The following is a 16,350-nucleotide window of genomic DNA, read 5'->3' on the forward strand; positions in this document are numbered from 1 at the left end:
TTATTTTTTAGAAAAAATGTTTGAATACCATGGGTAAGTCGTCATCGATGACACCGTACCCTTTGCAATAATTTCTCCCTTTTCCATCACAATGGTTCGGTCAAATTTGTCTGCTACAAATGGGTCGTTCGAAACCGCTATTACTGTCCATTGCTGGCTAAGAAGGAAGTCCAAGAATGAAGCCTTGTCTTTCTCATTCAGTTGATTAAAATTGTCTTCTAGTAGAATCATTTTAAAATTTCCAGCAATACTTCTGGCCAACATTATTCTCAGGATTATGCTTTGCGGTAGGTTTCGCCCTTCGGGCAATAGGGTAGTGTAATAGCCTTGAGGAATGGCATCTACAAAATCTTTGAGACCCACAATTTCTGCTACTTGCTGTACGCGACTCATAGTGATTTCAGGTTTGCCTAATGAAATATTCTCGAATAGAGTGGCATTGAAGATGTCACCACGCGTAAGGTTGTCGCCAATAAGTTTATGAAAATCTGCTTTACACCAGTTCGTCAATGGTACGCCCTGGCTTGAAATCGAACCGCTGTATTCATCGTATAAACCAGAAACAACATGTAGAAGCAAAGATTTGCCGGAGCCATTATAGCCTGATAAACATATCTTTTCACCCGGGTCAATACTTAGGTTTACATTTTTGATGGTGTCTTCTTTCAGGTAACTGAACCTGTAACCTAAATTGGTAATATTAATGGAAAGGCCAAGTTCGTCTGATGTATCTGCCGTTGTGCCACTATCACTGTCAAGAGGAATATCTGTTACATTTCCTATTTTTTCAATTGAAGTGAGTACATCGTAAATGGTTTCCATGCTCAGAATGAGCTTTTCAACTGAGTTTAAAACCAAAATGATGATAATTTCAGCCGCTACAAATTGGCCTATGTTCATTTGCTGATTAATCACCAAAAGCCCACCGATTAATAGCAAACCCGCAGTAACCAATACTTTAAAACCTACCAGGTTAATGTATTGCGTAAGTAGGGTTTTAAAATGCGCTTTCCTAGAGGTCAAGTAGCCTTCTACAACATCATCTGTTCGCTCTAAAGGTAGAGGTGTTTGACCAGCCAGTTTAAAGGTTTCCATAGCGCGGGCCAACTCTTCTAACCAATGCGCAACCATATACTTGTTTTTGGATTCTATAATGCTGGTTTTAAGGCCTTTTGGTGCCGTAAAACGAAATATTAAATACACTACAACCACCAAAAGCAATCCGAACATGATGAAAAACGGATGGTAAAGCGAAAGTAAAATCAGCCCAAAAACTACCTGCAACGATGCACTTGAAAAGTCGATCAAGATTTTTGATAGTCCTTTTTGAACCGATAAGGTGTCAAAAAAACGATTAGCCAATTCAGGGATATAGGCATTCTTAATCGATTCCATCTTCATTCTAGGAATGCGATAGGCAAACTCAAAAGCGGAACGAGTAAATATTTTCTGCTGAATATTTTCCGTTATGGTGAGTTGCATGATTTGCATTACACCTGATGCTATTACTCCAACGATTACGAAAATCACTAAAATAAACCATGAGGTAGATACCTGCCCGCCACTAATAAGGTTGATGATAGCTTGAATTCCTAAGGGTAGTGAAAGTGTGATAACGCCATTAAAGAGTGCATATACATACACGCTTATAATTTCACGCTTATCCACTTTAAGCATGTTTAAAAACCTTTTTACAGGAGAAATACTTATTGCAGGGTTCATTATTTAGTGTTTTGCTGAATGGTTGAAATGGCCATGTCGGTATAAAATTGTGTAAGAACAGATGAGTCGCCAGATATATCTGTTAGGGTAGGCAAATGCTCGGCAAAATATTTTTGATCATGAATGCCTTCTATAATCGTTGAAGTGAGCGTACTCGCAAAACCAAAATTTGGATTTAGCTCTTTAATAATTTCGCTAATTCGAAGCACCATACGTTTGTAACCCGCATAGAAGCCTTCCTTATTGGCATCGTCTACCTGCTTGGTAAGGTATGCCTTAGATGATTCTGAGATTACAATTTTGTTGAGCAAACCAAGATTGATATGGCCAAACATTTCATTGTCGGGAATGTCTTTTGAGATCACTTTGATAGCCACTTTCAACCTTTCCTCCGCAGATGAAATATTAGCAGTTGAAAACACTAAGTGATACTCTAACCAGCCCCAGTACCAAGAAGTAAGGTATAAAAGGAGTTTGTGCTTGCTTTCGAAATAACGGTAGATTGAGCTTTCTGTAGTTTCTAGTTTAGTAGCTAACTTCCTGAAAGTGAAACTTTCCAGCCCTATTTCATTAATTAATTCGATTCCGTTACTAATGATTTTTTTACCAAGTTCAGATGAATTAGGATCCTTTAAGAAGATCTTCTCATTCACTTGGATTTGCATCTGGCTAATTAAATTATTCATGTCGCGAAAACCTAACGCCTACTTTCAAAAAAGGTTTAAATACTTTTGAAATAAAAATTAAAATAAACAATAACGATAGTATTACTTTCAATTATGAATTTTGTTGATTGAAAAGGGTTATGAGATTTCCAGGGTGGACATAAAAAAGCAGCTCAACCTTTCGGCTGAGCTGCTTCATTATAATTTTTTGTAGAAGTTTACTACTTGTTAGTATTCAAAGAGTTCGCTTCCCATTTGTTGTTTCCTCTTTCTACATCGGCCATTCTACCAGAAGGATCAATTTCAATTGAAGCAATGTCAGACATTGGTCTGTCAATTGTGAAATCATAAGTAGGGCTTACCCATGCCCAGTCAGGGTGTACAATTCTTTTGTCTTGAGTTTCAGCTGGTTTTTCGCCACGCATCATTCTCAAGGCCATGTAGTGTACTTCTTTTGAACCATCTTTATAGGTCACAACCACATCCATTGGCATTGGCATCATACCAACTCTTTCTAGAGTAACGTTGGTTTTATTGCCTTCACCGTTTACTTCTTTTACTCCATAATCAATTGATTTTGTAGTGTATACAAAGTATTCGTTGTACCAATCTAATTCTAAGCCCGATACTTTTTCAAAAGACCTCAAAACATCGTTTGGATTAGGATGTTTGAATTTCCAATCATCGAAGTAGGCCAATAAAGCCTTGTTTAGGTTTTCTTCGCCAATTACATATCCCATTTGACTCATCCAAACTGCTCCTTTACCATATGCCGAGCTACTATAAGCCCCATTAAGGTTGAAATGATCCGAGTGAGTACTTAAAGGTTCTTCTCTTCCGCTTTTTGATAAACCCACATAGCTTCTTTGACCAGAGTTATTACCTAGGTTTTCTAGGGTTACTTCAGGCTCAGATTCACCTCTAGTTTTACGGTTAATGTAATCCATAATTCTAGTTGAAGCATATGAAGCAAAACCTTCGTCCATCCAAGGGTGAAGAGCTTCGTTACTGCCCAGAATACCGTGATACCAATCGTGCATTGCTTCATGAACAGTTACACCTATTAAGCTTCCTCTTGATCCTGTAATCAAAGTAGACATTGGGTATTCCATACCACCATCTCCGCCTTGAATTACAGAGAATTGCTTGTAAGGGTATTTACCAAAGTGTTTGCTCGCATACTCAAATAACATTTCTGTTTGAGGTATTACTTTATCCCAGTTTTCTTCATTCTGACCTTTTTTGTGGATGAAATGAAGTTCTAAACCGTCTTTTGTAGTTAACTTTTTGTGTGTATAATCAGGGTCAGCAGCCCACATGAAATCATGAACATTTGGCGCTACAAAATGCCAAGTCAGCTTTCCGTTTTCAACTTTTTGATTTACGGTTTCTCCTTCGTTTTCATATCCATGCCCAATTTCTAATGGGTTTTGTAAATAACCAGTGCCACCAATTAAATAATCTTTGTCGATCTTGATTTTTACATCAAAGTTACCCCAAACACCATAAAACTCGCGGCCAATGTATTCATCCGCATGCCAGCCTTGGTAATCGTATTCAGCCATTTTAGGGAACCATTGCGCCATAGAGTAGCGTACGCCTTCGGCATTATCACGCCCTGTTCTTCTAATTTGAACTGGAACTTGTGCTTCAAATTCCATATCAAAATCAACAGTGCTTCCTGGGGCGATTGGTTGGTCAAGTTGAACTTCTAAAACCGTTCCTACCACTTCGTATTTTACAGGCTTTCCGTTTAGTTTTAAAGATTTGATTTTTTGGTAGCCGATTTCATCTTCTTTCAAATTGAAAATTCTATCTCTTACTCTTCTGTCTGGATCAGCAATGGTTCTTGATCTAACATCCATCATGCTTCCTGGTTGGAAGGCATTAAAATAGAGGTGGTAGAAAACTTGATCTAAGGCATCTGGAGAATTGTTAGTGTATTTCACATTCTGAACGCCCTGAAACCTGTTGGTTTTCACGTCCATATCAATTTCCATTTTGTATTCAATGGCTTGTTGCCATCGCTCATTGTCGGGCTTTGTTGCCGCAGGTCCGTTTCCTTGAGAGCAGGCCTGTAAGCTAAACATTAGCAAGGCCATGGAAAGGAAGTAACTTCCAATTTTTTTCGTCATCGTCTTTTAAGTTTAAAGATGTAAATTATTAAACTGATGTCATCAGTCCAAAACAATATTTTCGAGTGGTAGGATTTATTGTTTCAGGAGTAAACAGAATTGAAATTTGGTAGGATGAAATTTACGAACTTAAACCGTTTTGTCGGGCTTAGTTTAATCTATACCGTACCTGAAACTTGACCTCTGTCCGTTTATTTCCATTAATCGTTTCTAGTCCTGTTCCAATTTCGTTTCGGTCGTAATAAGTGGTTCTGGCAATTCTTGCCCATAGGTCCATTTTTCGGAATGCTTTATAGTGAACCAGTAGGTAGTTTCTAATGCCTCTGCCGCTGTATGCTGGAATTGAAAACGCATAGAGTACATCACGCTCATATGCATATTGTCTGTTTTGGCTTCCTTCTGTATCGAATAGGGCCATTCTTGCACTAAAAACCCAGTCCCCATTTTTATAAACGGCATCTTGAATAAAAGCATAGCCCATTGTTTTTTCATTAATCAGACGGTATTCGCTGAATTGTACTCGTGATTTAAAACTAAACCGAATACCGGAGGCATATTCCAGATTAATGAGGTACTGATCTTTCCGTCCTGAGGTTATAATATTGTTGTTCAAAGTTTCACTACTCACATTGGTATCCTTGAACTCTCGTCTGAATTGGCCATACAGTTTTATTCTGCTGCCAGGGTTATAATTTAGCCTAAGCAAATAATCATGACCATTAGAAGGCGCGTCAACCCGAAATCTTAACCACGGGAAATGGTATGTGTCATAATAAGCAGTGAGATAGAATTTTCGATTCAGGGTGTATTTGATACCCCAATAAACGCCTTTTTCGTTGATGTTACGGCTTCCTTCGGCAAATGAGGTTCCACGAAAAGTGTGGAAATTCTTTTGGTAAGATCGAAGTACCATAGCAAATTCGACACGAGGAGTTAAGCTGGTTGTAAAGCCACCAACAGCACCAATTCCTCCACTTTTGGAGATGGCACTTTCACCAAAAAGCAGAAAATGCTTCCATTGGTATTTTCCATACATACTCATGTTCAGGTTGGATTGGCCTTTAAATTCAAACTTATTATAGGGTTTGTCGCTACGTAAAATTGGGGTTGAGAAATGATTGGTACTTGCGATAAAACCAGCTTCGGTACGGTCGTTTGGTCGGTAATTAAGATTCATTCCCAAAACAGTTTCACCTACCTGTTTTTTGTTGGCCAATTCTGTTGGCGTTCGGTGCATTCCTGTAAGTTGTATGGTAGAAAAATAGGATTCAAAATCCTCATTATTTCCACCTGTTTGAACATTGGCGTCTTGTTTTAAATAAGATATAAAAGTGGTGGCTGTCAGCTTTTTATTCAAAGTATAACTGGCTGCTGCTCCTCTTAAAAAGCCACCTTCCAAAACTGAAGTATAAGGCTTGATTCCTAATGTAACTCGGTTGGCTGTATTTACTGTTTCAGAACCTTTTCCAACCCCAAATCCAGCGCCAAAGATTAGGCCTTGTCCAAACTGTAATTGGTAGTCTCCAACAATCAGTTTTTGCCATTTGCCTTGATTTTCGAGCATAAAATGAGCCGACCAGAAATCGCTGAAATAGGTTTTGCTTTTTGGGTTCCAATGAAATTGTTCTCCTGCGTCTTTTTCTGTGGTAAACCCAATGCTGAAATCATTGGGCTTGGAAACTCGATACCGAAGGTAGAATTTGTCTGCTGAGCCAGCATAACGCGAATCATCAGGGGATTCTTTTGGGCTGTTGCCTTTCTTCTGGTTTAAGATTCGTTCGTAGCGAGAAATGAGATAATTGTTCCGTTCTTCTAAAATTCGCTGCAAAAGCGGACGATCATCTACTAGGGCATCTTTAGAATCAACCGTTACAAAAGGCTTTAGGCGTTCTATGGTTGCAAAATCAAAACCCTCGATTACTTGTAGCTCATAAAGCGTAATCAGCTTTCCTTTTTCTAGGATGTAATTTTGCAGGTTTTGAATTTGAACACTGGAAAGTATATATAAACTCTGTAACTCGTATGTGTTGGCTGTATTGAGGTTTAGCGGATTTTGATAAAGAGTAAGCAAAGTCTCATAGAGGTCTTCATAGTTAATATCTTCATCTTGAAGGTTGAAGAGTTCTTCAATAAATAATTCTAGATCAAATTGTTCTTCTTTTTGTGCTAGTGTTTTTCCTTCACAGAGAAGTAAAGCCGTAAGCGTCACTATGAATAACCGAGCACATTTCATTACTCATTGATTTGGAAGGTTAAACCGAAGTTGTGAGTGTGGCCTAATTTTCTATCAATTCGGATTCCGTAATCCAAACCAAAGCGACTGAGTTGTAAACCTGTTCCAAACGAATGGGTGTTGGTTAAGGTTGAAAAGCCCGTTCTGGCTTTTACTTTTTCTATGACTTGGTACTCCAAACCTAACTTTAAGTCTGGGTCAAGATCAATGTCTTTTTCGCCTTCAATCACCAAAGTGATTTCTTCAGAAGGCTTATAAGCAATGCCCAAATTAATTACTGTGGGTACTTTTTCTCGGTTATCTGCTGCAATTGAAGACTGGGTGAAATTATAAATGTGCGCCCCAAAAGTGAGTTGAGGAGTGAGGTCAGCTACTACACCAATGTCTGAAAGCAGGGTGCTCTTGCTCCCAAACCCCTCGATATTATATTGCAAATAATTCAATTTTAGGCCTAGTCGTATAATCCCAGTTTTTCTAGCAAAAGAAAGGCTCGCCATTTGGCTATTGAAAATATCGTCACCAAAACGGAACACTGAAAAACCCATACTGCCTATACTAGTAGGCATGGCAACACCAGCCGAAACAGTATTGAAAGGAGCAAAATCAAAAATGGTTTTGTAAGCAAAAAGAGCGGTCAGTTCTTCTGTTTCAGTTAGGCCCGCTGGGTTATTGAATATGGACCAACTATCGTGAAAGACGGACGATACACCGCCCATGCTGAGTGCTCGTGGCCCCACAGGTGCTCTGCTGGCTAATTGAGCAGAGGTACTTAAGGAAAAGCAAAGTGCGATTAAAAGAGTATAGACAATCTTCACAAACTAAAAATACAATATTTGGAATAAATCCTATAAATATTTTTTACAAAATTGAGGAGGTCAATATTTGATTTTTTACACTACAGTGCCGACATGAAGTTGACAAAGAAACCTGTTTGCTTTTGTCGGTTTACGCTAAATTCAAAGCGGACCACAAAGTCATAGTAGGTCACTATATCGAGGCCGAGACCAGCGCTATACATTAATTCCTTATTGTAGAAATTATTGGTTGTAGAACGAATCGGGTCACCAGCATAGCCCATGTCTACAAATGCCTTGAGATAAAAAGCATAAGGCATGGTTCTAAATTGATCGATCAGGCTTCTTCTATTCAGTTCTTGAATACCCGAAAGGAATTTGTATTTGAATTCACTTCTATTTGATACAAATGCATTGCTTTCAACTACATAGCGTTCGTAGCCTCGAATAAAATCTGGCCTATAGCCAAAGCCAGAGCGAAGCATATATGGGATTTCATCACTAAAATTATAGTATCCTTCAAGTGAATTAGCTAAGTATAATTTCCCTCCTAAATCAAAAAAGTTACTGGTTGAGCCACGGACAGAAAACATATTTAAGTCATTGAAAATGCCCATTCCATAATTACTGACTTCACCTCTGAACAGATTGCCAGAGAGGGGGTAGGCGAAGTAATCACGGTTGTCCCATGAGTATACATAGCTTAGCCTGAAGTACTTCTGTAACTGTTCACCATTCTGAAAATAGTCGGGGTTGGCATTTGTAATAAGTTGGCTAACACTTGCCCGGCTAAAGCCCGCATCAATGGAATGCCTGCTGTAAAAAGATGGACGATAAGTGAGTGTTCCGCTAGAAGAAAAAATTCTGCGATTAATATCGTCCGACTGTTCAAATTGTAGCCGGTGCCCATCGGTGTTGGTGGCAACCGTTTTGTTATTTGCGAAGCTGGTTCTTAGTGTAAGTCCTAAGGTTTGTGCTTTATTGATATACGGTCGCTGATATTGTAATTCGTATTGCTTTGTAAAGCCGAATTGCGACCTGAAAATAAGTTTGTCGTTATGGCCTGTTAAGTTGAAATGATAAAGTTGAACTCCATAATTCACCCTTGCAAAATCACGTTTTTGGTTCACCCACCATTCTGTGAAGTTCCTGTCGGCAAGCTTAAAAATAGGCAATGGAAAAATGTACCAACGCTCTTGCAGTCGAATTAGAATATCGACTTGAGTGTCGGACATAAAAAGAGGGACAACTTCAGCAATAACAAATAGTCGCGTATTGATTAATTTTTGCTGACTTAAAACAATCGATTGACTGAATTCTCTTGCGCTAATTTGTTGGCCTTCAACAAAATCTAGCTCTCTAAGGATGATTTCAGCTTTCGTTTTTTTATTTCCTGTAATGTAGATTTTGCCAACATTGATAGTCACAGAACCCAAACTGTCTTCAACAGAAATGTTTTGCCCAAAACCATTTAGGCTGAAAATCAACAGAAGGAATAAAACTATTCCACCTTTTAAGCCTTTTTTTACCTTAATGTCGATCACTCTTTTTTCTTGCTTACAACCATAGAGCGGATTAAAACAAAGAACCCGATGAGCACCAAAGGAATACTCAATAGTTGTCCCATATTGTATTTCATTCCTTCTTCAAAAGCCACTTGGTTTTCTTTGAAGGTTTCGTGAAAAACACGAAGCCCAAAAATCCAGATAAGGAAGATTCCTAAGAGTAAGCCTTCTGGCGTTCGTTCTTTGTATTTGAGCCAAAGCGCCAGTAAAATAAAGAATAATATAAGTGATGTTGCCGATTCGTAAAGCTGAGCTGGGTATCGAACAATCCCATAAGTATGGATTGTAGCCGCCCACTGCCTGCCAATAGGTGTTAACTCATAATTTAACGGAGTTCCTAGTGGTTCTTGATAATGCTCATTAACGGGGTAGCGCGTAAGCATGGGTTTGAACTCGCGTTCTAGTTTAGCTCTTATTTCTTGCTCTGTGCTGCTTGTGCCTTCAAAAGTTACATAAATATCTACAGGTACAATACCCGGCTCTAGGTCTTCTGTACTTGTTCCTTTAGAAGCTTCGGCACGGTCCACACCGTTAATGCCATCTTCAAAATACATTTCGGCAATGCGCCCAAATACTACCCCTTGGTCGGTTCCTGTTGGTTTTCCTACAATTTCGGAATTCACAAAATTACCCATTCGAATAAAAACTGCGGCTAGAGCCACAGTAATTACAATTCTATCTACAATCCAGAGATAACTCTGGCCGGCTTTTTTCTGTTTTTTGAATTTGAGTGGAGGAAACCAACCAACTGTTATGAAGTAATTTCTGTATAGGAAAAGCGCTGCTAAAATTCCGAAAGCTGCACCATGGCTCGCTAAACCGCCTTCCCAAGTTCTAAAGAACATTAATGGGTCGGCTAAAAAGCGATCGGGTTCATAAAACAATAAATGCCCCAAACGAGCACCAATTATGGTGGCCAATACCATATGTACGGTAAGTGTATCTACGTTAAGCGGGTCTTTACCTTCTTTTTTGAAAATATAGACCATGATTTGATAGCCTATAATAAAGCCAAGTGCAAAAAGTACACTGTACCAAACGGGCGGTTGAATTCCCCTGATGATTTCTTTCATGGGATCCCAAACGATGTAGGAGAGTATTGTCAAATGGTGCATACAGCAAAGATATAGGAATTAGGAAAAGGTGAAGGTTTTAGAATGGATAAACGTCAATATTTTGAGGAAAGGTATTTGAAGGAACTAAATTATGATGAGCGCTTGAGGTTAATGTTTATGGAATTCCAGTTTAATATATTTTTAGTGTTAAATGAAATGAGTTTTGTTTTGGTTATTCATAATTGTTATTTTCCTGAATAAATTGAAATTATGAAAGCGTTTTTCACTCTACTCTTATCAGCCCTTTCGGTTGCTCATTTCAATGCTCAATCTTCGCTTCCTAGTTCCGTAATAGGCAATTGGTTTTTGGTAGATGGCTCGAATACCCTTGAATTAAGGGTTTCAGATAATTATATGATGTATGAATCTGATTTCTGGAACTTCAAAGATCCTATTAAGAAAGGTAAAGAATGGCATGTTAATCTTTCTCAACCAGGAAAAACAAGACAAATCATAATAAGAGAGGTTGGTGATTTTCTGATTTTGGAGGATGGAAGAATTATTAAACGATTGAGTAAAAATAAATTGGGTGATGACCGTCAGAGAATGCCTAACCAAAGTGTTTGGCAAGATGACTTTTTTAAAAGTAGTCAAGTAACTCTTTCTGGTGTGGTAAAACCTAAAGGCGAAATGCCCTTAACGGCTTCCGTTATTTATAATCATGCCTTTAGCTCTGGGCAACAAAAGTTCACTGTGAATGTGGATGAACAGGGTCGATTCAAAATATTTTTCCCTTTAGATAATCCACAAGATATAATGTTTAGGGTGGGAGAGGTCTTTACGATGTTTTTAGCCGAGCCTGATAGCAAAATGGCAGTATTTGTAGATGAAGAAAAAGCAGTTAGCGGTATTGATGGCTGGTATGCAGAATCTCCAATTTCGTTTATGGGAGCTTTGGCAAAGGAAAACGAGGAGCTGAGAGTGGTAAAGCCAAAGTATATGAAGGTGAGAAACTACTTTGAGAACGATAGTTTGCAAAAGGCTTTGGAGCCCATGGAGTATTTAGAGTACCGCTTAGATTTACTAAAAGAGCATCAGAATTTTTATCAGAATTACTTTAGTGAAAATAGCCCAAGCCGAATAGTAAAAGAATACAGCGAGCGAAATATCAATTTGTATGCAGCTAATGATTTGATGAGGTATCGCTGGTTGCATAGCGCAGATAATGGTGCTTTAACTCCAATTGATTTACCTGAGGCTTATGAGGCAAAAGTTAAAGATATGATAGTTGATGAGCCTTTGAATATGCTTGCTGGAGAGTTTGGTGATTTGATGCGAGAGTTTTCGATGGCCATGATGCCTAAAGAGAGAGTGGCAATGCACGATTACAGAATAGAGCAGGTTTATGGTTTTTTGAAATCTAAAATTATTTCTGAAACTGGAAGGGCTGAGATTGAGGAATGGAAAATTGAAGAGAAAAAAAGAGAAAAACATTTTGGCTATGTTAAGCTAAGCGACCCATTAAAAGCCAGAACAGAAGAGTTCTCAAAAGAACTTTTAGAATTAAACCAAAAAATTACTTGGGATGATTTGTTAATGAGAATCGACAAGTTGGACCCAATGTCTAAATCTAGTATCATTGCTACTTATATTGATGAGAGCTACTTTAGTCGAGGAAATGAGCTTCCTCAAGTAATATGGGATAAAGTGAAAACCTTAAACTTGAATAGTACAGCGAGAAATGTGCTAGAACGTAAGTATAGCGACTTTGTGATTTTGAAGGATAAGAAGTTTGTCAATGGAGTAGAAATAGTTGATTCAGAAGGAGATGTGTTAAGTCAACTGAAAAAAACTTACCCTGGTAAAGTGGTTTATATAGATGTTTGGGCTACTTGGTGTGGGCCGTGCATAACAGAGTTTTCTCACTTACCAGAAATCAAGGCCAATTTTAAAGAGGATGACAATGTAGTTTTTGTTTACCTAGGTGCCCAATCTGAAAAGAAATCATGGGAAACTATGGTGAAAAAGCATGAGCTAAAGGGAGAGAATTTCTTTTTAGATGACGCCCAATATGCCAAGTTTGATCAGGCTGTAAACATTACGGGCTTCCCTACTTATATGGTAATTACAAAAGAAGGCAAATTGATAAGAGAAGGGATTAAAAGACCTAGCGCTAAAAAGGAACTTGTTGAACAGCTCAAAGGATTCGCAAAGCGTTAATCAATTCATTGTTTCAATTTGCTTGAGGAGTTCATCTGCTTCCGCTGTTTTTAGATCACTAGCTCTACGGTTGGTGTGCGAAAGCTTGTAGGCTTCATCAATAAGTTTTTTGTATTTGGCCTGAAGCTTTTCCTTTTCTGTTTTCCTTGAAAATAATCCCATGATTGAAATAACAGTAATTGAATAAGAATGTTTAACGATTTACTTCATCAATCAATTCTCCGCTTTCGTATACTTCTATTCTGATGAGTTTGCCGTTTTTTGCATAGATGTTCCAGCCACCTTCTTTTATGCCATTCTCTAATTTTCCAGTACTCAATTTGCGACCTCTTTCATCAAAGAATGTCCAATTACCGTTAGGAAGCCCGTTTTTGTAAGGTCCTTCAGAGAATTTGGTTCCATCAGGGTAATAGCCAATTTTAATTCCTTCTCCGTTGATTATCGTGCCTGAGCTGTGTTTGTCACCGTCATCGTCTGTAAATTCAGATACTTTCATGAGTTTTCCTTTGTCGTAGGTTTCATCTAGCATGGGTGAACCATCTTCATGAAAATAGCCCCAAAGCCCGTCTTTTTCGCCAGCCAAATAACTTCCAATAGATGATAATTGTCCGCTTTCATGATAAGTGAACCATTGGCCTTGCTCTTTTCCTAATCGGTAATCGCCTTCGGAAATCAGTTTTCCTCGCGGACTAAAGCTTTTCCAGTTTCCAACCCGGAGATCGTTCTTGTAGCTTCCAAATTCTGAAATCATACCATTATCGTGGTAGTATTTCCACACGCCTTCCCTAAGGCCTAACTTAAAATCACCTGTTTCTGCTACCACTTTATTGTCGTAGTAGGCAGTAAAAGTGCTGTCAATAAAACCCAATCTATATCGGCTTTCACTTGCCACTTGGCCATTTGAATACCACTCTTTAGAAGTGCCAATTGGTTTGTCGTCTGCATATGTGATTTGACTTGCCATTCTGCCACTTTCATGAAAAGTTGTCCAAGTCCCAGTTTTTTTGCCTTTGTCATAATACTCTTTAATCGAGGGTGAGAACTCACTGAATTCATAATACAGCCACTCTCCATCTCTTTCACCATAAACAAACTGGCCTTTTTCAATAACAATGGCACCATCGTATTTAACCCAATCACCGTTGAGGTAACCTTCTTTATAATTGGTTTCAATCATTAGTGAACCAAAAGGATCGTATTGCTGAAATGGCCCATCGAGCTTACCTTTTTTATATTGACTTTTGATTTGAAGAGCACCGTTGTCATAATAACTATTCCATATCCCGGTTTTTAAACCATTCTCAAACTCACCTTTTTCATATAGTTGGCCAGAACCATAATATGAAGACCATGTGCCATTAAGCTTACCTGCTGTATAATTGGTGATGACTGTCGATTTTCCCTCTTCATTAAAAAGTACATAAGCTCCATTTAAGACGTTGTTGTCATATTTAAGTCTGGCCCTTTCTTGTCGGTTTAGAAAGATCATCCATGCCCCAGCTTTTTTACCTTCAACATAATAGCCTCTTTGCAGAAAACTACTATCCGCATTGTATATGGCCCATAGCCCATCACGTTTGCCTTCTTTGGTTTTTCCTTCTTTCTTCAGCGAGGGGTCGTCAGAGGGGAATATTAGTTCATAGCTTTCTTCTTGAGCAAAGCCTGAAAGGCTGAACACTGTAAAAAATAAACTTGAAAGTATGAATTGACGAAAGCGCATAGAACGTATATCGGATTGCATGCAATTGGGTTTCATGAAAAATGATTCGGATCTTTCTTCTCAAATATTACGCCAAGAAAGCCCAAAACATTGCGCCTCATGACGTCTATTAATAAACGCTATAAAATGTTCACCTCATTAGCTGAATTGATTATCAATTCAAACTCTCAATAAGAGCTTTTAAGCTACTCATCTAACATTTAAAGCCGTTTTTAGTTCAAAATAAGGAGAGGTTTGCTAACGAAAACGGCATAAAGAGTGAATGCTATACTTACCAGCGAATTAATGCCGAAGCCCATGTGAATCCGCTACCAAAGGCCGCTAAACAAACTAAATCGCCTTCTTTGATTTTACCTTGTTCCCAGGCCTCGCTTAAGGCAATTGGTATTGATGCCGCGGTAGTATTACCATAGTGCATAATGTTGTTGAATACTTTTTCATCTGGCATATTTAATTGCTTTTGCACATAATTGCTAATGCGCAGGTTGGCCTGATGCGGAACCAAAAGATCAATATCTTCTGCCGATAGATTGTTAGCGGCCAAAGCTTCTGCAATTACTTCGCTAAAACGAACCACTGCATGTTTGAATACAGCATTTCCGTTCATGGTAAGGTGAAAAGTTGGGCCTTCAATTAGTTCTTGAGAAAGCCTTACAGTTCTGCTACTGCCAGGGTCTTTTACATAAAGTTCTTCGGCAAAATCACCATCGGCATGTAGGTGAGTTGACAGGATACCTCCCTCAGAAGGTTCAGCAGCTTTTAATACTGCCGCTCCGGCACCATCGGCAAAAATTACCGCACTCGACCTGCCGGCTGTAGATTTGTCAATGGCCGAAGATTGAATTTCGGCACCAACCACTAAAACAGTTTTATACATGCCTGTTTTAATAAATTGATCGGCAATTGAGAGTGCGTAGATAAACCCACTGCATGCGTTCCTAATATCTAATGCGCCAATGCCTTGTAGCCCAAGTTCTCTTTGCATTAAAACGCCAGAGCCAGGGAAAAAATAATCTGGAGTAATGGTGGCAAAAACAATAAAGTCAACTTCACTAACATCTGTTTTTGCTCTTTCGAGCGCCATCTTTGCTGCTTTGGTGGCCATATTAGACACGGTATCCTGTTCAGGATCGAACCACCTGCGCTCTTCAATACCCGTTCGCTCTATAATCCATTCATTACTAGTGTCTATTATTTTCTCTAAGTCTGTGTTCTTAACAATGTTTTTCGGTACATAATGACCTAAACCAACAATTCTGGAACTCTTCATGGCAATTCTATTTATCGATACAAAGTAAAGAAATATCCGATAGTTCGAAATTGTTTCTGCATGCTTACTTATTTAAAAGGAAATTAAGGCCATTCATCACAGCATGTGTTGTTCTACTCGGTTCAAAGGAATTTCTTCGGCCACCCAAGTAATGAAAGTAACTAATTGGGAATATTACCGTAATGGCTTACGGAAGAATTGAATTGTGTAAAATGATAAGAGTTAATCCAAGTGTTTTTATTGTGTTGACCTGGGTTATGGTGTCTTCAAGCTGTGCTGTGAATGAGCCCACTGCTCAGCAAATACTGGATTCGGCCATACAAAAACATGGATATAAATCTGGTGAACCGTTAGAAATTCAGTTTGATTTTCGTGGTAATCACTACAACGCTAGAATTTCTGATAAAGGAGATGTTTATAAGCGCACCTCTTATAAAGGTGGAAATGAACTTGAAGACATTGTTACTTCCAATACCTTTATAAGAAGGGTAAACCAAAAGGAAGTTCGAATGGAAGAAGATTCAATTTCCAGCATTTTGGCTGGTGATACCAGGTCTGTGGTTTATTTCGCGTTGCTTCCATATGCTGCTAACCGGGAAGTCATTAGCAAACACCTTATGCCTTCTATAAAAATAAAAGAAGACACTTATTATAAAGTAGAGGTGACCTACGGAAAGAATGGTGGGGGAAAGAATTTCGAAAATATTTTTGTTTACTGGATCAACCAAAAAACGCACACTATTGATTACTTGGCATATAGCTACTATATAAATGGTGGAGGAGTGAGGTTCCGTGAAGCATATAACCAAAGGGAAGTAAATGGAGTGCTATTTCAAGATTACGTCAATTACACTATTGATAGTGATTTCCCTGCACATGAACTGGATTACGCTTTCCAGACCGATCAGCTAAGAGAAATTTCAAGAATTGACATCGAGAACGTTCAAGTCACACGATAATCCCAAATACTA

At 38.6% G+C, this 16,350-nt stretch carries 12 protein-coding genes; 2 read left to right on the plus strand and 10 right to left on the minus strand.

Features of this window, described 5'->3' with window-relative positions; all coding sequences use genetic code 11:
* The 7 genes from MB14_RS16740 to MB14_RS16770 all read right to left on the minus strand — a co-directional run bounded on the left by MB14_RS16740 (position 1) and on the right by MB14_RS16770 (position 10,229).
* Positions 1-1,722: a peptidase domain-containing ABC transporter gene (locus tag MB14_RS16740; RefSeq protein WP_062593654.1), complete on the minus strand. Its 1,722-nt coding sequence runs from the start codon at positions 1,720-1,722 to the stop codon at positions 1-3.
* Positions 1,722-2,408, minus strand: a complete 687-nt coding sequence (locus tag MB14_RS16745; protein WP_062593655.1) for a TetR/AcrR family transcriptional regulator — start codon at positions 2,406-2,408, stop codon at positions 1,722-1,724. The genes MB14_RS16740 and MB14_RS16745 overlap by 1 nt, the downstream gene beginning before the upstream one ends.
* Before the next feature lie 200 nt (positions 2,409-2,608).
* Positions 2,609-4,522 carry a M1 family metallopeptidase gene (locus MB14_RS16750; RefSeq protein WP_084376128.1) on the minus strand — a complete coding sequence of 638 codons (1,914 nt, stop codon included), beginning with the start codon at positions 4,520-4,522 and terminating at the stop codon, positions 2,609-2,611.
* A 148-nt stretch (positions 4,523-4,670) separates the two neighbouring features.
* Positions 4,671-6,755 carry a ComEA family DNA-binding protein gene (locus MB14_RS16755; protein WP_062593656.1) on the minus strand — a complete coding sequence of 695 codons (2,085 nt, stop codon included), beginning with the start codon at positions 6,753-6,755 and terminating at the stop codon, positions 4,671-4,673.
* Entirely contained in the window at positions 6,755-7,570 is an 816-nt protein-coding gene (locus tag MB14_RS16760) for a PorV/PorQ family protein (protein WP_062593658.1), read from the minus strand. Before MB14_RS16760 ends, MB14_RS16755 begins: the two co-directional genes overlap by 1 nt.
* Positions 7,571-7,650: 80 nt before the next feature.
* A complete protein-coding gene (locus MB14_RS16765; protein ID WP_062593661.1) occupies positions 7,651-9,093 on the minus strand; it encodes a BamA/TamA family outer membrane protein in 1,443 nt (480 codons plus the stop codon).
* Positions 9,090-10,229 carry a prolipoprotein diacylglyceryl transferase gene (locus MB14_RS16770; protein WP_084376129.1) on the minus strand — a complete coding sequence of 380 codons (1,140 nt, stop codon included), beginning with the start codon at positions 10,227-10,229 and terminating at the stop codon, positions 9,090-9,092. Before MB14_RS16770 ends, MB14_RS16765 begins: the two co-directional genes overlap by 4 nt.
* A 210-nt stretch (positions 10,230-10,439) precedes the next feature.
* On the opposite strand from MB14_RS16770, the gene MB14_RS16775 reads away from it, so the two are divergent.
* Positions 10,440-12,389 (plus strand): TlpA family protein disulfide reductase, encoded by a 1,950-nt coding sequence (locus MB14_RS16775; RefSeq protein WP_062593665.1) that lies wholly within the window; start codon positions 10,440-10,442, stop codon positions 12,387-12,389.
* Here MB14_RS16775 and MB14_RS19000 read toward each other — a convergent pair whose 3' ends face one another.
* The 3 genes from MB14_RS19000 to MB14_RS16785 all read right to left on the minus strand — a co-directional run bounded on the left by MB14_RS19000 (position 12,390) and on the right by MB14_RS16785 (position 15,379).
* Positions 12,390-12,551, minus strand: a complete 162-nt coding sequence (locus MB14_RS19000) for a Lacal_2735 family protein (protein ID WP_311316228.1) — start codon at positions 12,549-12,551, stop codon at positions 12,390-12,392. It abuts the gene before it with no gap.
* A gap of 31 nt (positions 12,552-12,582) precedes the next feature.
* Entirely contained in the window at positions 12,583-14,130 is a 1,548-nt protein-coding gene (locus MB14_RS16780) for a toxin-antitoxin system YwqK family antitoxin (RefSeq protein WP_165899478.1), read from the minus strand.
* 250 nt (positions 14,131-14,380) lie between these two features.
* Positions 14,381-15,379, minus strand: a complete 999-nt coding sequence (locus MB14_RS16785) for a 3-oxoacyl-ACP synthase III family protein (protein ID WP_062593670.1) — start codon at positions 15,377-15,379, stop codon at positions 14,381-14,383.
* A gap of 212 nt (positions 15,380-15,591) precedes the next feature.
* On the opposite strand from MB14_RS16785, the gene MB14_RS16790 reads away from it, so the two are divergent.
* Positions 15,592-16,338, plus strand: coding sequence for a DUF6503 family protein (locus MB14_RS16790; RefSeq protein ID WP_132644073.1), 747 nt, complete (start codon positions 15,592-15,594; stop codon positions 16,336-16,338).
* The last annotated feature ends 12 nt before the right edge of the window (positions 16,339-16,350 follow it).

Origin of the sequence: Roseivirga ehrenbergii, assembly GCF_001593005.1 — a bacterium.
In the GTDB taxonomy this organism is placed as follows: Bacteria; Bacteroidota; Bacteroidia; order Cytophagales; family Cyclobacteriaceae; genus Roseivirga; species Roseivirga ehrenbergii.